17 protein-coding genes and 1 tRNA gene are annotated in these 17,296 nt (G+C 72.0%); 11 read left to right on the top strand and 7 right to left on the bottom strand.

The features are described 5' to 3' along the window. Positions 1-18: 18 nt before the first annotated feature. Complete coding sequence (locus tag ACE3QY_RS00810; RefSeq protein ID WP_374454105.1) at positions 19-735, bottom strand: hypothetical protein; 717 nt, start codon at positions 733-735, stop codon at positions 19-21. Positions 736-930: 195 nt separating this feature from the next. Here ACE3QY_RS00810 and ACE3QY_RS00805 point away from each other — a divergent pair, with 195 nt between their 5' ends. Continuing rightward, a complete protein-coding gene (locus ACE3QY_RS00805) occupies positions 931-2,520 on the top strand; it encodes an MFS transporter (RefSeq protein WP_374454104.1) in 1,590 nt (529 codons plus the stop codon). A 31-nt stretch (positions 2,521-2,551) separates the two neighbouring features. Continuing rightward, positions 2,552-2,914: a YciI family protein gene (locus ACE3QY_RS00800; RefSeq protein WP_374454103.1), complete on the top strand. Its 363-nt coding sequence runs from the start codon at positions 2,552-2,554 to the stop codon at positions 2,912-2,914. On the opposite strand, the gene ACE3QY_RS00795 is transcribed toward ACE3QY_RS00800, so the two are convergent. Both ACE3QY_RS00795 and ACE3QY_RS00790 read right to left on the bottom strand, forming a co-directional pair. Then, positions 2,911-3,207, bottom strand: a complete 297-nt coding sequence (locus ACE3QY_RS00795) for a hypothetical protein (protein ID WP_374454102.1) — start codon at positions 3,205-3,207, stop codon at positions 2,911-2,913. The two genes, ACE3QY_RS00800 and ACE3QY_RS00795, sit on opposite strands and share 4 nt — an antisense overlap. A gap of 62 nt (positions 3,208-3,269) precedes the next feature. After that, positions 3,270-3,353, bottom strand: a tRNA-Leu gene (locus tag ACE3QY_RS00790). A 175-nt stretch (positions 3,354-3,528) separates the two neighbouring features. On the opposite strand from ACE3QY_RS00790, the gene ACE3QY_RS00785 reads away from it, so the two are divergent. Genes ACE3QY_RS00785 through pknB form a run of 7 tightly spaced genes read left to right on the top strand, consistent with a single transcriptional unit; the run spans position 3,529 to position 12,100 of the window. After that, complete coding sequence (locus ACE3QY_RS00785; protein WP_374454101.1) at positions 3,529-4,245, top strand: FhaA domain-containing protein; 717 nt, start codon at positions 3,529-3,531, stop codon at positions 4,243-4,245. Beyond that, positions 4,238-4,711: an FHA domain-containing protein gene (locus ACE3QY_RS00780; RefSeq protein ID WP_374454100.1), complete on the top strand. Its 474-nt coding sequence runs from the start codon at positions 4,238-4,240 to the stop codon at positions 4,709-4,711. The genes ACE3QY_RS00785 and ACE3QY_RS00780 overlap by 8 nt, the downstream gene beginning before the upstream one ends. Next, positions 4,708-5,955 (top strand): protein phosphatase 2C domain-containing protein, encoded by a 1,248-nt coding sequence (locus tag ACE3QY_RS00775; RefSeq protein ID WP_374454099.1) that lies wholly within the window; start codon positions 4,708-4,710, stop codon positions 5,953-5,955. The genes ACE3QY_RS00780 and ACE3QY_RS00775 overlap by 4 nt, the downstream gene beginning before the upstream one ends. Before the next feature lie 19 nt (positions 5,956-5,974). Next, entirely contained in the window at positions 5,975-7,381 is a 1,407-nt protein-coding gene (locus ACE3QY_RS00770; protein ID WP_374454098.1) for an FtsW/RodA/SpoVE family cell cycle protein, read from the top strand. Further along, on the top strand, positions 7,378-8,838 hold the full coding sequence (locus tag ACE3QY_RS00765; protein WP_374454097.1) for a peptidoglycan D,D-transpeptidase FtsI family protein: 1,461 nt from the start codon (positions 7,378-7,380) through the stop codon (positions 8,836-8,838). The genes ACE3QY_RS00770 and ACE3QY_RS00765 overlap by 4 nt, the downstream gene beginning before the upstream one ends. Continuing rightward, positions 8,835-10,322, top strand: a complete 1,488-nt coding sequence (locus ACE3QY_RS00760; RefSeq protein ID WP_374454096.1) for a serine/threonine protein kinase — start codon at positions 8,835-8,837, stop codon at positions 10,320-10,322. Before ACE3QY_RS00765 ends, ACE3QY_RS00760 begins: the two co-directional genes overlap by 4 nt. Further along, entirely contained in the window at positions 10,319-12,100 is a 1,782-nt protein-coding gene (gene pknB / locus ACE3QY_RS00755) for a Stk1 family PASTA domain-containing Ser/Thr kinase (RefSeq protein WP_374454095.1), read from the top strand. The genes ACE3QY_RS00760 and pknB overlap by 4 nt, the downstream gene beginning before the upstream one ends. Positions 12,101-12,111: 11 nt before the next feature. On the opposite strand, the gene ACE3QY_RS00750 is transcribed toward pknB, so the two are convergent. After that, on the bottom strand, positions 12,112-12,864 hold the full coding sequence (locus tag ACE3QY_RS00750) for a DUF881 domain-containing protein (protein ID WP_374454094.1): 753 nt from the start codon (positions 12,862-12,864) through the stop codon (positions 12,112-12,114). A 90-nt stretch (positions 12,865-12,954) separates the two neighbouring features. Here ACE3QY_RS00750 and ACE3QY_RS00745 point away from each other — a divergent pair, with 90 nt between their 5' ends. After that, positions 12,955-13,407: a cell division protein CrgA gene (locus ACE3QY_RS00745; RefSeq protein WP_374454093.1), complete on the top strand. Its 453-nt coding sequence runs from the start codon at positions 12,955-12,957 to the stop codon at positions 13,405-13,407. 356 nt (positions 13,408-13,763) lie between these two features. Here ACE3QY_RS00745 and ACE3QY_RS00740 read toward each other — a convergent pair whose 3' ends face one another. Next, the gene (locus ACE3QY_RS00740; RefSeq protein WP_374454092.1) at positions 13,764-14,717 is read right to left on the bottom strand and encodes a rhomboid family intramembrane serine protease; all 954 of its coding nucleotides are present in this window, start codon (positions 14,715-14,717) and stop codon (positions 13,764-13,766) included. A 52-nt stretch (positions 14,718-14,769) separates the two neighbouring features. Beyond that, positions 14,770-15,282, bottom strand: coding sequence for a peptidylprolyl isomerase (locus ACE3QY_RS00735; RefSeq protein WP_374454091.1), 513 nt, complete (start codon positions 15,280-15,282; stop codon positions 14,770-14,772). A 152-nt stretch (positions 15,283-15,434) separates the two neighbouring features. Here ACE3QY_RS00735 and ACE3QY_RS00730 point away from each other — a divergent pair, with 152 nt between their 5' ends. Next, positions 15,435-16,202 (top strand): hypothetical protein, encoded by a 768-nt coding sequence (locus ACE3QY_RS00730; RefSeq protein ID WP_374454090.1) that lies wholly within the window; start codon positions 15,435-15,437, stop codon positions 16,200-16,202. Positions 16,203-16,263: 61 nt separating this feature from the next. Here the strand turns inward: ACE3QY_RS00730 and ACE3QY_RS00725 are convergent, their stop codons facing one another. Further along, complete coding sequence (locus ACE3QY_RS00725) at positions 16,264-17,295, bottom strand: 1-acyl-sn-glycerol-3-phosphate acyltransferase (protein ID WP_374454089.1); 1,032 nt, start codon at positions 17,293-17,295, stop codon at positions 16,264-16,266. Position 17,296 lies beyond the last annotated feature (1 nt).

Below are 17,296 nucleotides of genomic sequence, written 5' to 3'. Positions count from 1 at the left end.
GTTCGATCCGGGTCCGGGTCAGCGGCGGCAGCCGCCACCGATGGTGGCGAACGCGTCACCCGCGGCGAACGCGTCGGCACCGACCACAGTGTCCAGCGCGTCGGAGGACTCCTCGGTCAGCTGGAGCTCGCTGGAGCCCCACCCGTGCGAGCCTCCACGACGGTGACCCCAGTGTCCAGTGTCGTCGTCGTCCTCGTCATCGTCGTCGGTCTTCACCAGCGTCAGCACCGGCACGTCCTCGGCGCCATCGACGTCGGCGGTGATCACGCCCTCGGCCTTGTCGAAGGCGAAGCCGGACCACTCCGTCGTACCGGCGGTGGAGGAGAACTCGATGGTGGCGTCGCTCGAGCGGTCCCAGCCGCCCTTGCCGCCCTTGCCGCGCAGGCTCGTCCGGTCGTCGGAGTCGTCGGAGTCGTCGGAGTCGTCGGAGTGGTCGTGGTGGCGACCGCCGCCGAGGGAGATCACGATGAGGTCGTCACGGTTGCGGCCCACCCGGGCGCCGTCGCTGCCCTCCACCTCCACCGACGCGGTGTCGAGGATCGCGGTGGCCTCCTCGGTCAGCGTCACCCAGCCGGCACGCGCGTGCCAGGGGCCGTGGCCACCGTGGCCGTGGCTGCTCGCGTGGTCGCCGCGACCGCCGTCGCGGTCGCCGTGGGCCTGCGCGGGGGCGCCGGCGGTCGTCAGGGCGACGGCGGAGACGAGTGCTGCGGTGGACAGGAATCGCAGGTGCTTCACGAGGTTCTCCTTCGTGAGGTGGGGTCGGGCGCGCGCCGAGAAGCACGGCCCCTCAGTGACGTACCTGTCATGTGGCACTGCCTCCGTTACGCGCCCGCCGGAACTTCCCGGAAGTTTCTCCCCGACTCGATGTCGAATCGGGTGCGAGCCGTTCGTGGAGTGGGTGACGACCCGTCCACGACCGAAGGATCCGAGATGACCACGACGCTCGACCCGTCCGACACCGCCGCACCCCCGGCCGCCACCCGGCGCGCGTGGGTCGGCCTGGGCGTGCTCGCCCTGCCGACGCTCCTGATCTCCATCGACGTGAGCGTGCTGTACGTCGCCCTCCCGTCGCTGAGCCGCGACCTGGACGCCAGCGCCACCCAGCAGCTGTGGATCCTCGACATCTACTCGTTCCTGCTGGCCGGGCTGCTGGTCACCATGGGCGGGCTGGCCGACCGGATGGGCAGCCGGCGCCTGCTCGTCGTCGGCGGGACGGCCTTCGGTGCCGTGTCGGTGCTGGCCGCCCTGTCGCAGAGCGCGGAGATGCTGATCCTCGCCCGCGCGCTGCTCGGCGTCGCCGGCGCGACGATCATGCCCTCGACGATGGCGATGATCCGCCACATGTTCCCCCGGCCGGAGCAGATGGCCCAGGCGATCAGCATCTGGTTGGCCTGCTTCATGGGTGGCATGACCGTCGGCCCGGTGCTCGGCGGGGCGTTGCTGGAGCGCTTCTGGTGGGGCGCGGCCTTTCTCATGGGCGTGCCCGTGATGCTCCTCCTCGTGGTGCTCGCGCCGCGGCTGCTCCCCGACGTCCGCCCCAGTGCCGGCGGACACGCACTTCCCGACGCCTGGTCCGTCGTCCTGTCGCTGGTGGCCCTCCTGCCCGGCGTCTACGGGCTCAAGGAGGTGGCCCGAGGCGAGCACCTGCTGTCCGCCGCGGCGGGCCTCCTGGTCGCCGCCGTGGCGGGCACCGTCTTCGTACGCCGCCAGCGCCGGCTCGCCGACCCCCTGGTCGACCTGAGGCTCTTCGCCGACCGACGGTTCACCGTCGGGCTGAGCACCTTCCTCGTGACCGGCGTCGTGATGGCGGGCGTCTCCTTCGCCGCGGCGCTCTACCTCCAGGGCGTGCTGGGACTAACGCCGACCGCGGTCGGCGCCTGGATGGTCCCGCAGAGCCTGGTGATGCTGGCCGGCACGCTGCTCGCCCCGCGCCTGGACCGGCGCTTCGACACCGTCACCCTCGTCGCCGGCGGCCTGGCCGTCGCCGGTCTCGGCCTGCTGCTGCTCGGGCTGCTCGACCGGGACTCGCTTGGCCTACACCTGGTCGCGATGGTCGTCGCTGCCGGCGGGGTGAGCGTCCCGATGGCCCTCGTCGTCAACCTCATCATGGGCGCGACCCCGCCGGAGCGGGCCGGCTCGGCCGGCTCGCTGATGGAGATGTGCGGCGAGCTGGGCATCGCGCTCGGCGTCGCCACGCTCGGGTCCCTGGTCGCGGCCCTCTACCGCCTCGAGCTGCCCGGCCGGCTCCCCGGCGGCCTCTCCCTGGAGAGCGAGTCGCTGGTCCGCGAGGGCGTGGCCTCAGCCCCGGCCGCCGCCCACGGGTCGCCCGACCTCGCCACGCAGGTGCTGTCGGCCGCGCAGGGCGCGTTCACCGACGCCTACAACGTGATCGGCGTCCTCGGCGGAGCGGCCCTGCTGGTCACCGCCCTGGTCGCCCGCCGCGTCCTCGCCACCCCTCAGCAGCCGCAGACAGACTGGGCCGACGACGTCGAGCCCGGCCTGCAGACCACCACCGCCTGAGACCACCACCCGACACACAGAGGAGAACGTCATGACGCACTACCTGATGGCCGTGCACGGCCCCGCAGAGATGGGCGAGTACGGCAACTACGGCTCGAAGGAGGCGATGGAGCAGGCCTTCGCCGACACCGGCGCCTTCAACGATCAGCTCAAGGCCGACGGCCACTGGGTCTTCGCCGGCGGCCTCCAGTCCGCCAGCACCGCCAAGGTCGTCGACGGGACGTCCGGCAGTCCGGTCGTCACCGACGGGCCCTACCTGGAGTCCAAGGAGCTCATCGGGGGCTTCTGGGTCATCGACGCCCCCGACCTCGACACCGCGCTGCGGCTCGCGGCCGAGGGCTCCGCCGCCTGCCGGGGCAAGGTCGAGGTCCGTCCCTTCGACGGACTGGCCTAGGCGTCCAGGCCGTCGAGCTCCGCCAACGCCGACTCCCAGCGGTCCCGCCGCTGGGAGTCGGTCTGCTCCCACCACGGCGTACCCCGCTCGCCCAGCCCGACCTTCGCCAGCCGGGTCCGGTGCCGGGTGGCCGCGAGCTCGTCCTCGGACGACGCCGTCCTCACGCCGGACCGGCCCCGCCCGAGGTGCGACTTCAGCCGCGCGAGCACGTCGTCGGGGATCGCCGGGTCCGTACGCCGCCACCGCCGGCCGTCGACGACGAGCCACTTCTCGTCCTCGGTCGGCTCGGCCACGCCCCGAGCATCTCAGGGACGACGAAGGCCCCGGGACACTGTCCGGGGCCTTCGTGGTGCGGTGCGCGAGGGGGGAGTTGAACCCCCACGTCCTTTCGGACACACGGACCTGAACCGTGCGCGTCTGCCTATTCCGCCACTCGCGCGAGAAGCGGGCTCAGGCTACCCCACGGCTCGCGCGCGCTCCCAATCGGCCGCACAGCGGGGCGGCACCGTGGCGCACGAGCGACCGGCCGGTACGCTCGCTGGCACCGGCCGGGCGGTCGTTGATGCCTGCCCACCACCACGATGCGTCCGCGAACGCGAGGAGAGGAGGCCTGTGTGAACGCCCTGCAGCGCTTCGAGCAGCGGCTCGAACAGCTCATCTCCGGTGCTTTCGCGCGCGCCTTCCGCAGTGCCGTGCAGCCCGTGGAGATCGCCGCGGCTCTCCAGCGCGAGTGCGACAACAACGCGCAGGTGCTCAGCCGGCAGCGCCGCCTGGTGCCCAACGACTTCCACGTCGAGCTGTCGCCGGCCGACCTCGACCGCATCGTCGGCCTCGGCCGCGCCCTCGAGCAGGACCTCGTCGACCAGCTGCAGGACCACGCCGACGCGCAGGGCTACGTCTTCACCGGCCCCATCTCGGTCGCCTTCGAATCCGCCGAGGACCTGACGACCGGTCGCTTCCGGATCCGCAGCAAGGCGCAGGCCAGCGTGACCGACAACGACCAGCGCACCCGCACCCGCTCCTCGCACGCCACGCTCGAGGTCAACGGCACCCGCCACCCGCTGCGGCCGCCGGGCCTGGTCATCGGCCGCGGCACCGAGGCCGACCTGCGCATCAACGACCCGGGCGTGAGCCGCCGGCACCTCGAGCTCGAGGTCTCCATCGACGGAGTCGAGGCGGTCGACCTGGGCTCGACCAACGGCATCATGGTCGACGGCACCAAGGTCTCCCGGGCGCGACTGCGCGACGGCTCGCTGATCCGGATCGGCCACACCGAGATGACGGTGCGGATCGACGGCGGGCGCGACGAGGCCGGGGGCTGGAATGTCTGAGCTGACCCTCTTCCTGATCCGGGTGGCGTTCCTCGCGATCCTCTGGATCTTCGTGCTGTCCGCGATCTCGGTGATCCGCTCCGACATGTTCGGTGCCCGCGTCCCCGAGACGGCCCGCGGTGCCGCACCTGCCCCCGAGCGCCGGGGCGGCAAGACCCGCAAGCCGCGTCGTGGCTCCCCGACCCACCTCCTCGTGGTCGAGGGCGAGAACCCCGGCGTCCGCGCGGAGCTCGCCGACGCCCCGCTCCTCATCGGTCGCGGCAGCGACGCCGCCATCAAGCTCGACGACGACTACGTCTCCACCCGCCACGCCCGCGTCGCGGCCAGCGGCGACGAGTGGTTCGTCGAGGACCTCGGCTCCACCAACGGCACCTACGTCGGCCCGGTCCGGATCACCCAGCCCACCACCATCGGCCTCGGTGTGCAGGTGCGGGTCGGCAAGACCATCCTGGAGCTGCGGAAGTGACCCTCTACCTCCACTACTCCGCGATCTCCGACGTGGGGCGGGTACGCCGCGAGAACCAGGACAGCGGCTACGCCGGTCCGTGGCTGCTGACGGTCTGCGACGGCGTGGGCGGTGCCGTACGCGGTGACCTGGCGTCGAGCACGGCCGTGCAGGCACTGCGAAAGCTCGACCAGCGCCCCGACGAGGACATCCTCGGCCAGGTCGCGGGTGCCATCCACCGCGCCGACGACCGGATCGCCGAGCTGGTCGAGGAGGACCCCGGCCTCAACGGCACGTCCACCACCGCCACGGTGGCGCTCTTCGACGGCACCCGCTTCGGCCTCGGCCACATCGGCGACAGCCGCGCCTACCTCTACCGCCGCGGCGAGCTGCGCCAGCTCACCCACGACCACACCTTCGTCCAGTCGCTCATCGACGAGGGGCGGATCACCGAGGAGCAGTCGCGCACGCACCCGCACCGCAACCTCATCCTCAAGGCCCTCGACGGCGTGCGCCACGAGGAGCCCGACCTCTTCGAGGTCCCCGCCGAGGTCGGCGACCGGATCTTCGTCTGCAGCGACGGGGCGTGCGGGACGCTGAGCCCCGAGCGGATGGCCGACATCCTCGCCACCGGCACCCCTGACTTCGCGGCGGTCGAGCTGGTGCGCGCCAGCCTCGAGGCCGGCAGCACCGACAACGTCACCTGCATCGTCGCCGACGTCTCCGAGGAGCCCCCGCCGGAGGAGCTGGCCCCCCTCCTGGTCGGCGCCGCGGCCGACCTGCCCCGCCGGATGCCGCTCGCCGGCGCCGTCGGCGGCCTGTTCCGCGGGCACCGCTCCGGGGACACCGGTGAGATCCCCCCGGTCCCCGGCGACGTACCCGAGGGTGCCTTCGCGGCCGACCCGATCGACCCGGAGGCCGCTCGCTACGCGCCGCGCGACCCCGGTCGCTTCCGCTGGCTGCGCCGGCTGATGGTGGCCGCCGTACTCGCCGGCCTGACCTGGATCGTGCTGGCCGCCGGGTGGTCGTGGAGCCAGCAGCAGTTCTACGTCGCCGAGCAGGACGGCAAGGTCGCGATCTTCCGCGGCCTCAACGCCGACCTCCCCGGCATCTCCCTCTCGCACGCCTACGAGGTCACCGACGTCGACCTCGACCGCCTCAGCGACATCGACGCCGAGCAGGTCCGTGAGGGCCTCGAGGCCGACGACCTCGACGACGCCCGGGCGACGGTGGACAACTTCGCCGCGCGCCAGGACGTCGACTGAGGGTGACGGGCGGACGAGGATGAGCCAGACCGGGACCCTCATGGGCTTCGTGCACCGGCGTCGCCGGGGCGCGGAGCTGTTCCTGCTCGTGCTCGCCCTCGCGGTCGGCATCGGCGCCTACGCCGCCGTCGGCCTGGGCGTCGACGGCGTCGTGCCCACCGACCTCGTCGGCTACGGCGGCTGGCTGACCGCGCTGATCGTCGCCGCCCACATCACCGTCCGCCTCGTCGCGCCGTACGCCGACCCGGTGCTGCTGCCGCTCGTCGCCGCCCTCAACGGGCTCGGGCTCGCCGTGATCCACCGGCTCGACCTCACCTACGAGGCGTTCGGGCGCACCAACCACGACTTCGCCCGCCAGCAGCTGATCTGGATGTCGCTCGGCGTCGTGCTGTTCATCCTCACGCTCGTGCTGCTTCGCGACCACCGCGTCCTCCAGCGGCTGACCTACACCGCCGGCCTGGTCGGCATCCTGCTGCTGGTCCTGCCGTTCCTGCCCGTCATCGGCAGCGGCAAGAACGGCGCCAACATCTGGATCAACGTCGCGGGGTTCAGCTTCCAGCCCGGCGAGGTGGCCAAGGTGCTGCTCGTGGTCGCGTTCTCCGGCTACCTCGTCCTGCACCGCGACGCCCTCGCGCTCGCCGGGCGGCGGGTCGTGTTCGTCGACCTGCCCCGCGGGCGCGACCTCGGCCCGATCCTGGCGATGTTCGGCGTCTCGATGATGATCCTGGTGCTCCAGAACGACCTGGGCTCCTCGCTCCTCTTCTTCGGCCTCTTCCTGGTGATGCTCTACGTCGCCACCGAGCGGCCGGGCTGGCTGGTCGTCGGCGGTCTGCTGTTCGCGGTCGGTGCGCTGGCGGCGTACACGTTCGTGGGCAACGTGCAGAACCGCTTCAACTTCTGGCTCCACCCGATGGACTACTACGACTCCTCCCCCGGCAGCTACCAGCCCGTCGAGGCGATGTTCGGCATGGGCTGGGGAGGCCTGATCGGCCGCGGGCTGGGCAACGGCTTCCCAGAGCGGATCACCTACGCCGAGTCCGACTACATCGTCGCCGCGATCGGCGAGGAGCTCGGCCTGACCGCGGTGATGGCGATCGTGCTCTGCTACGGACTGATCGTGGAGCGCGCGCTGCGCATCGCGCTGATCTCGCGCGACGGCTTCGGCAAGCTGCTCGCCGTCGGCCTCGGCGCGATCTTCGCCCTCCAGGTCTTCGTCGTCATCGGCGGCGTCACCGGGCTGATCCCGCTGACCGGCCTCACCACCCCGTTCCTCTCCTACGGCGGCTCGTCGCTGGTGGCCAACTGGGTCGTCATCGCGCTGCTGCTTCGCATCTCCGACCAGGCCCGCCGCCCGGCCCCGCGCCTGGACCCGGTGGACGACTCGGCCGCCGACAGCGAGCACACCCAGGTGGTGAAGCTCCGGTGAACAAGCCCATCCGCGTCGTCTCGGTCTTCTGCCTGGTGCTCTTCCTGGCGCTGCTGGTCAACGCGACGTACCTGATGTACGTCCGCGCCGACGACCTCTCCCAGGACCCGCGCAACCGTCGCATCATCACCGCGACGTTCTCCCGCGAGCGCGGTGCGATCCTCGTCGGCAAGGAGGCGATCGCGCGCAGCGTCCCCTCCGACGACAAGTACAAGTTCCAGCGCACCTACTCCGAGCCGTTCAAGTACGCCCCGATCACCGGCTACTTCTCCTGGTTCAGCCAGACCGGCGTCGAGCTCTCCCAGAACAGCGTGCTGGCCGGCGACGACTCGCGGCTCTTCGTCACCCGCCTCGTCGACCTGCTCAGCAACACCGATCCCAAGGGCGGCAACGTCCAGCTCACCGTCAACGCGGCCGCGCAGGACGCCGCGTGGGAGGGCCTGGAGAACCTGCCGGGTGACGCGCAGGGTGCCGTCGTGGCGCTCGAGCCGACCACCGGGCGGGTGCTGGCGATGGCGTCGACGCCGACGTTCGACCCCAACAACTTCGCCTCCCACGACTTCCAGGCCGTCGCCGACCTCAGCAAGCAGCTCAACGCCGACCCCCGGGAGCCGCTGATCAACCGGGCGATCGGCACGACGCTGCCGCCCGGGTCGACGTTCAAGCTGGTCACCGCGGCGGCCGCGATCGAGTCGGGCGACTACGACGCCGACTCGATGGTCCCCGGCGGCTTCGGCTTCAAGCTGCCCCAGTCCTCGACCACCATCCGCAACCACGACGGCGGCAACTGCGGTGGTCGCCGGATCACGATGACCCAAGCCATGCAGGTGTCGTGCAACGTCACCTTCCTCAGCCTGGCCAACGAGCTCGGCAACGACGCGATGGCCGAGCAGGCGGAGAAGTTCGGCTTCAACTCCACCTCGCTCGAGGACCTCGGCGGCCAGGCCAGGTCGCTCTACCCCCGCGACATGGACGCCCCGCAGACCGCGATGTCGGGCATCGGCCAGTCGAGCGTCACCGCGACGCCGCTCCAGATGGCGATGGTCGCCGCGGCGATCGCCAACGACGGCGACGTGATGCGCCCCTACGTCGTCGACGAGGTGCGCGCGCCCAACCTCTCGGTGCTCGACCGCACCGACCCGCAGAGCATCAGCAAGGCGATGTCGAGCACGACCGCGGAGGAGCTCACCAAGATGCTCGTCGCGACCGTCGACACCGGCACCGCGACCCCCGCGCAGATCCCGGGCGTCGAGGTCGCCGGCAAGACCGGCACCGCCCAGTCGACCGCCGACCGCCCGCCCTACGCCTGGTTCGTCTCGTTCGCCCCGGCCGACGACCCGAAGGTCGCCGTCGCCGTCCTCGTGCAGTCCAGCGACACCGCGCGCGAGGAGATCGCCGGCGGCCTGCTCGGCGGGCCGATCGCGAAGGCGATCATGGAGGCGGTGATCAACCCGTGACGGCGCTGCGACCAGGAGGGCACGTCGACGCGGCGGGCCGCTACGTCCTCGAGTCGCGCATCGCCACCGGCGGGATGGGCGAGGTGTGGGCCGCCCGCGACACGACGCTCGACCGGGCGGTCGCGGTCAAGGTGCTCAAGACCGAGTACGCCGACGACGCGTTGTTCCGCGCCCGCTTCGAGACCGAGGCGCGCCACGCCGCCGCCCTCCACCACCCGGGTGTGGCCTCCGTCTTCGACTTCGGCGAGAGCACCGCCGACGACGGCTCGGCCACGCCCCGCCCCTACCTCGTCATGGAGCTCGTCGAGGGGCAGCCGCTGTCCGCGCTGCTGCGGCCGGACGCACCGCTGGACCCGGCGGTCACCCAGGACCTCCTGGCCCAGGCCGCCGACGCCCTCGGCGTCGCGCACGCGGCCGGGATCGTGCACCGCGACGTGAAGCCCGCGAACCTCATCGTCACGCCCGACCGCCGGGTCAAGGTCACCGACTTCGGCATCGCCCGTGCCGCCGACGGGATGGCCCTGACGGAGACGGGGCAGGTGCTCGGCACCCCCGCCTACATCTCACCCGAGCAGGCCGAGGGCGCCCCCGCGACGGCCGCCTCCGACGTCTACTCGCTCGGCGTCGTCGCCTTCGAGTGCCTGGCCGGCCGCAAGCCCTACGTCGCCGACAGCCCGGTCGCCACCGCGATCGCCCACCTGCGCAACCCGGTGCCCGACCTGCCCGGGTCGGTGCCCGCCGACCTCGCGGCCGTCGTACGCCGCTCGCTGGCGAAGGCGCCCGAGGAGCGCTTCACTGACGGCACCGCCTTCGCACGGGCGCTGCGCGACCCGGCGTCCGTCGCGGGGGCCGGCGCAGCGGCGGCCACCATCACCACCCCGGTCGCTGCCACCGGGTCGCACACCCAGGTGATGCCGGCAGCGGCCCCGGCACCGGCACCTGCGCCCGCACCGGTCGAGCCCGCCCCGCGCCCGCGGCGTACGGCACCCTGGCCGCTCGTGATCGGCGTGCTCGCGGTCGTGGTCGCGGTGCTGCTGGCGGTGTGGCTCGGGTCGCGCGGCGACGACGCGCCCTCCGACGACACGGGCAGCACGACGTCGGCGTCGCCGTCGCAGCGGCAGACGCCGAGCCAGGCCTCGGAGACGCCCAGCGAGACCCCGACGGAGACCCCCTCGGAGACGCCGAGCGAGACGCCGAGCGAGACGGAGCCGACCACGGTCGAGGTCGACCCGGCCGACTTCATCGGCCGCAAGGCCAAGGACGCCGAGAAGGAGCTGACCGGGCTCGGCCTCGTGCCCGAGCTCGTCGAGCTCGAGAACCCCGGGGACCAGGAGAAGGACGTCGTGGTGGACGTGTCCCCCAGTGGCACCCTCGAGGAGGGGGACACCGTGACCATCACCTACTACGGCAAGCCCCCGCCGGGCACGCCGAACGGCAAGCCGGAGGGCGGCTCGGGGGGCAACGGAGAGGACCAGCAGGGATGACGCAGTCGGAGCCGACGCTGATCGGCGGCCGCTACGAGCTCGGAGAGCTCCTCGGACGAGGCGGCATGGCCGAGGTCCGCAAGGGACGCGACCTGCGGCTGGGCCGCACGGTCGCGGTCAAGCGGCTGCGCACCGACCTGGCCAGCGACGCGACCTTCCAGGCCCGCTTCCGGCGCGAGGCGCAGTCCTCGGCCTCGCTGAACCACCCCGCGATCGTGTCGACGTACGACACCGGCGAGGAGATGGCCACCGACGGCTCCGGCGTCGCCCAGCCCTACATCGTCATGGAGTGCGTCGAGGGGCGCACCCTGCGCGACATCCTCCGCGAGGGCCGCAAGATCCTGCCCGAGCGCGCGCTGGAGATCACCGCAGGCGTGCTCTCGGCCCTCGACTACAGCCACCGCGCGGGGATCATCCACCGCGACATCAAGCCCGGCAACGTCATGCTCACGCCGTCCGGCGACGTGAAGGTGATGGACTTCGGCATCGCCCGCGCGATCTCCGACGCCTCCTCGACGATGACGCAGACCGCGGCCGTCGTCGGCACCGCCCAGTACCTCTCCCCCGAGCAGGCCCGCGGCGAGACCGTGGACTCCCGCTCCGACGTCTACTCCACCGGCTGCCTGCTCTACGAGCTCCTCACCGGGCGACCGCCCTTCATCGGCGACAGCCCCGTGGCCGTGGCCTACCAGCACGTCCGCGAGCTGGCCTCCCCGCCGTCGGACCTCGACGACCAGCTCGACCCCGAGATCGACGCGATCGTGATGAAGTCGCTCGCCAAGCGCGTCGAGGACCGCTACCAGAGCGCCGCGGCGATGAAGGCCGACATCGAGCGCTACCTCGCCGGCCACCCGATCCAGGCACCCGCGGTGGTGCCCCCGCCCGCGGACACCCAGTACGTCCCTCCGGTGCCGCCCGGCGAGGCCACGAGCACCATGGCCGCGAGCCCGCCGCCGCCACCCGGCGGCGAGCCGTCCCGCAGCCGCACCGGCTGGTGGGTCTTGGCCGGCCTGCTGGTCGTCGGGCTCGTCGTCGTCGGCGCCTACCTGCTCAACGACCTGCTCTTCGACGACGCGCCCCAGCGCGACGCCGTGCCCAACCTGGTCGGGATGACCGAGGACGAGGCGCGGCTGGAGATCGTCGACGCCGGTTTCACCGTCGGCCGCGTCAGTCGCGAGACGTCCGACACCGTGGCCGCCGACCTGGTGATCAGCCAGGACCCCGCGCGCGACACCTTCGCCGACCCGGGTGAGTCGATCGACTTCGTGCTCTCCCTCGGCAAGCCCGAGGTGGAGGTCCCCTACGTCGTCGGCAACCTCCGCAAGGAGGCCCGCCAGGCGCTGGTCGAGGCGGGACTGAAGGTGAAGTTCGAGGAGGAGGACTCCGACGAGGACCGGTTCCAGGTGCTCCGCACCGACCCGGCCGCGGGCACCTCCGTGGCCGAGGGCACCACGGTGACGGTCTTCTACTCCGACGGTCCGGAGAAGATCCCCGACGTCCGCGGCATGAAGCAGGGCGAGGCCGAGCGGACGATCCGCGAGGCCGGCTTCGTCCCCGACGTGCGCGTCGACGCGACCTCGACCGAGCCCAAGGGCACGGTGGTCGACCAGATCCCCGTGGGTGGCACCGCCGACCAGAACAGCACCGTCACCATCTTCGTCTCCGCCTACGAGGAGCCGGAGACGCCCACCGAGACGCCGACGCTGCCGACCGAGACGCCGACGGAGACGCCGACGCCCCCGACCGAGAGCCCGACGACCCCGCCGCCGACGGGGTGACCGCGGCTCGGCTACCCGGCCATCGGGGTGGCGTACGTCAGGTCGAGCAGGCCGGTGTACGCCGGCGCGACGGCCGACTCGAGCTCGGTCATGTCCCACGAGACCCCGCCGCCCGGGATGGTGGTGTAGTCGCGGTAGATGGCCAGGATCGGGTCGATGGTCAGCTCGGCCTGCAGCGCGGCCGGGTCGCCGATGCCGACGATGACGTAGGGCGGTGAGTAGGGCAGGCCGTGGAGCGTGACCTGGTTGCCCTCGCACTTGATGCCAGTCGTGGAGATCAGCCGCTGGCCCTGGATGGTGACCGCGGTCGCGCCGGCGTTCCACATGGCGTTGGCGACCGCCTGGATGTCCTGCTGGTGGACGACGAGGTCGTTGGGGTCGCCGTCGTAGGCGAGGCGGGCCTCCTCGGTCGCGTCGTCGAGGGTGACCTGGACGGCAGGCCCGCTCCTCTCGGTCAGGCCGGCCGGGTCGACGAGGGTGGCGATCTCGTCCTGCGCCCGGGCCACCGAGCGGTCCCCGAGCTCGGCGCTCAGCGCCTCCACCTGCGAGTTGAGGTCGGCCGCCTCGGCGGTGAGCTCGCCGGCCTCGTCGCGCTCGGCGCGGACGACCGACGCCAGGTCGGTGAGCCGGCCGCCGCGCAGGTCGAGGCCGTCGCTCTGCTCCGCGCTCACCGCGAACAGCGTGCCGCTCAGCAGCACCACCAGCGGCGTCGCCACCCGCCAGACGCGACGGCGTCCGGGGGATGAGTGGGGCGACGGGGGCATGGCGACTACGCTAACCCCCCGGCGGGCGCCGAGCGTCCGCGACGGGCGTCGCCGAACGCCGACGAACCCAGCCGAGCCACAGGAGCAGCAGTGTCGAAGTCCACGACGATCACCACCCCGGAGAAGGAAAGCCTCTTCTCCATCAGGTTCCTGGTCGCCCTGCTGCTCATCGTCGCCGGCATCGCCTGGCTGGCCTACTACTACGTCGGCCCGCGCGGCAACCCGCTCGCCTTCCCGCCGGTCGACGGCAAGCCCAAGGCCATCGCCGACCTGGGGCGGTGGAACTACGCCATCGGCTTCGGCGCGCTCATGCTCGGCCTGATGGTCTCCGCGCACCCCTCCACCCCGCTCGGCCGGGGCCGCGGCGTCGTGGTCGCGATGCTGGCCTGCTTCCTGATCGGGCTGCTGTGGATCTGCACCTTCTACGTCTTCTCCGACGACCTCACCAAGCTGTGGATCTTCAACGACCTCGGCCAGTGGAACCTCGTCGTCGGCATCGCGTTCATGGCGGTCGGGTTCAGCTTCGCCACCAAGTGGGAGTAGGTTTCTCCCGCGGCTGCTGAGCAGCCGCACGCATTCGTCGCCTCGAGCGGTGAGTGAGGCGCCTTCCTGGGGAAGGGGAGGCGTCTCTCTCACCGCTCGAGTCGATTTCGGCGTACGTCGTCGTGGCGCCGCGACCGGCGGTGGAGCGGTGGTCCACCTACCTTTCAGGGCCTCCGAATGTAGGTGGACCACCGCTCGACAGCGCGTTCGGATTTCCACACTGTGGAGAACGGCTGTGGAGAATTACACGCGTGTAGTTATCCACAGATGTGTGCACACCTGTGGGAAATGACGGCGCCCCCGCCCACGCTCGAGAGCCCCGGCTGACCGGGGATCACACGACGGGACGGGGGCGCTCAGCCGAGCTGGGCGATGCGCACGAGCGCGAGCCAGACCAGCACGACGGTGAGCACGGCGAGGCCGCCCCACTGGATCGTCGTACGCCGCTTCCTCGGCGCGTAGGCGATGACGGCCGCGGCCGCGGCGCCGCCGAGGAAGCCGCCGAGGTGGCCCTGCCAGGAGATCATCTGCCAGCCGACGACGGTGACGATGACGCCGAGCACGAGGTTCTGGACCAGCCACTGGGAGTTGAGCCGGGCCTTGTTGGCGGTCACGAGCAGCGCCCCGAGGAGGCCGAAGAGCGCGCCGGAGGCGCCGACGGTGCTGCCGTCGGAGGCGGAGAGCCACAGGACCATCACCGAGGCGGCCAGGCCGCTGACGAGGTAGACGGCCAGGAAGCGGGCGCGGCCGAGGATGCCCTCGAGCGCGGGCCCGAAGAGGAACAGCGCGAACATGTTCATCGCGACGTGCCAGATCTCGACGTGCGTGAACGTGCTGGTGACCAGCTGCCACCAGGCGCCGTCGGCGACTCCGGCCTGCCACAACCCGTCGCCGCTGGTGCCGGCCTCGCAGAGGCCGGAGGCGTGGATGTCGGGGTAGTACTGCCCCGGCAGCGACTCCGAGACGCACCGGCCGGTGGGCGAGAGCGCGAGCAGGTCGGCGAGCTTGGAGCGCGCCCCGCCGGTGGCGGTGATGGCGAGCCAGACGACCGCGTTTAGCGCGATCAGGACGTACGACGTCAGCCGCGGGTCGGCGCTGCGCTCACCGCCGTACATCGCGCGGTTCTGGCGGGAGCCCTTGTTGCCCTGGTGGACGCAGCTGGGGCACTGGAAGCCCACGGCCGCGTCGCGCATGCAGTCGGGGCAGATCGGGCGGTCGCAGCGCTGGCAACGGATCCAGGTCTCGCGATCGGGGTGCCGGTAGCAGGTCGGCACCCCGGTCGCGGCCGGGCCCTCGGACGGTTGCGTCATCTCGTCGTCTGGGTCGTCGTCTGGTGTCGGGGTGGTGCGTGGTCGGAGCGGGTCAGCGCTCGATGGTGACCGACTCGATGACCACGGCGTCGGCCGGGCGGTCCATCGCGCCGGTCGGGCTGGTGGCGATCGCGTCGACGACGTCGCGGCTGGCCTGATCGGCGACCTCGCCGAAGATGGTGTGCTTGCGGTTGAGCCACGGGGTGGCCGCGACGGTGATGAAGAACTGCGAGCCGTTGGTGCCCGGGCCGGCGTTGGCCATGGCGAGCAGGTAGGGCTTGTCGAAGACGAGCTCGGGGTGGATCTCGTCCTTGAACGTGTAGCCCGGGCCGCCGGTGCCGGTGCCGAGGGGGCAGCCGCCCTGGATCATGAAGCCGTCGATGACGCGGTGGAAGCCGAGGCCGTCGTAGTACTTCTCCCCGCTGCGGCCGGCGTCGTCGCGGTAGTCCTTGGTGCCCTCGGCCAGGCCGACGAAGTTGTCGACGGTCTCGGGAGCGTGGTGGGGGAACAGGTTGACGACGATGTCGCCCCGGTTGGTCTTGAAGGTCGCCTTGGGGTCGGCCATGGGATGTGCCTCTCGGATCTGTGTGTCACGTAGTCGCGTGTGCGCCTCGATCCTGCCATGCGAGGCCACGCGTGGGTCCTCCACCCGGACGGGGCTGGTCGCGTGTGGGTGGGCGTGGTGAGATGGAGGCACAACGACTGAGGAGGTCACGCATGCCTTTCGGCCGCAAGAAGTCCCTCATGGACCGGGCCCACGACTATGTCGAGCAGATCTCGGAGACCGTGATCCCACAGATTGAGCAGGCGTGGGAGCAGGCGGTCGACAAGGCCGGACCTGCGATCGCCGATGCCCATGACAAGGCCACCCCCCTGATCGCCGAGGGTCGCGCGATCGCCGCCGAGAAGGCCTCTGCCGGGGCCGCGCTCGCCGCCGAGAAGGGCGCCGAGGCGCGCGAGAAGGCCGCACCCCTGCTGGCCGAGGCCCGCGCCACGGCGGCGGACAAGGCGTCGATCGCCGCAGCGCTGGCCGCCGAGCGTGCCGCCGAGGGTCGTGACCTGGCGACGGCCAAGGTCAACGAGCTCCGCGGCGTCGAGCCCGAGCCCAAGGGCGGCAAGCTCAAGAAGCTGCTGCTGATCAGCGGTCTGCTCGCGATCGGCGGCGTCGTGTTCAGCAAGCTCCGGCAGAAGCAGGACGACGGCGCGCACTGGCAGTCGACGTACGTCCCGCCGACCCCGCCCACGACGACCACCGCCACCCCGCCGCCGACTCCCTCGGCCGCGCCGGCTGCCGGCGGTGACCCGCTTGCCGGTGGCGTCACGGCGGACGACGTGGTGACCGAGGAGCCGCCGGCGACCGAGGACATCGGTGGCGGCGCCCCCGGCGAGGCGGTCAGCGACGCCGCCGAGGAGCCGCACCCGGCGACCACGCCGGACGACCCGGCCGAGATCATCGACATCGACGACGTGCCGCAGAAGAAGTAGGCCCCACCACGCATCGCCGCGGGCGGTGCGTGAGGAGGGTTCCCACGCCCGGGACTCCCCCTCACGCACCGCCCGTTCGCGTGTCGACGACCCGGTTCTCCTCGATCCAGTCGTCGACGCGCTCCCACCAGGCGTAGAGCCACTCGATGCGCGCCTCGCGGCCTTCGGGGATCTCCGCGCGGGGCACCTCCCACCACCGCATGACGATCTGCTTGTCCATCGGCAGCTCGCGCCACACGTCGCCGACGGTGAGCATGTGGTCGAGCCCGGTGTGGGCGACCATCAGCACGTCCGCACCGGGCGCCGCCTCCAGGGCAGCCAGTACGCCGCCCGGCCGCGGCGCCAGCACGTGGGTCATCTCCTCGGCCCGCCGGGCCATCTTCTCCAGGCCGAGCTTGCGGAGCCGGGCGATGGCCCGGTCGCGCCGGCCCGGGGTGAAGTTGCCGCCCTCGGGGAAGATCACGAACGCGTCGTTGTGGTCGAGGCCCGTGGCCAGGGCGGCGATCTGCGACTCGAGGTCCTCGCCGGCGTCCGGGTTGGGTGAGATGAAGCGCGCCGGGATGCGCCGCAGCACCACGTCGATGGCCGGGTCCCAGGCCAGGGTCTCCTTCAGCACCACGCGGGGCTCGCGGTGGTACCAGTGCAGCAGGGCGTACATCAGGATGAACGAGTCGCCGGGTCCGGCGTGGCGGCACATCACCAGCACCGGGCCGTCGGGGACCCGCGGCGGGTGCGGTCCGTCGGTGCGGATCCGCAGCGCCAGCACGCGCCGCGCCTCCCGGAAGAACACGAGCAGCGTGCCCTGCACGAGGTCGTAGTGGATGCCGGCGAAGTAGGGGGAGCGGATCTTCCAGCCGAAGCCGCTGGCCAGCCACAGCCCGAGCATCACCGCGAGCAGGAGGGTCTCGAAGGTCAGGTAGAGCACCGCGAGCCACAGCAGCCGCAGCGCCCGCCAACGGCCCGGGAGCGCCGGCGACAGCGCGGCCGCGACCAGCAGCCACGCGGGCAGCGTCACCCAGAGCGCCACGGTCAGGCCGATCACCGCGGGCGCGACGACGAGGCGCCGCAGGACCCAGACCAGCGCGCCGCCCACG

This window comes from Nocardioides sp. (genome assembly GCF_041913365.1).
Classification (GTDB): Bacteria; Actinomycetota; Actinomycetes; order Propionibacteriales; family Nocardioidaceae; genus Nocardioides.
The sequence above is the reverse complement of the archived record's forward strand: the minus strand, read 5'-3'. Positions and strand labels throughout refer to the sequence as shown.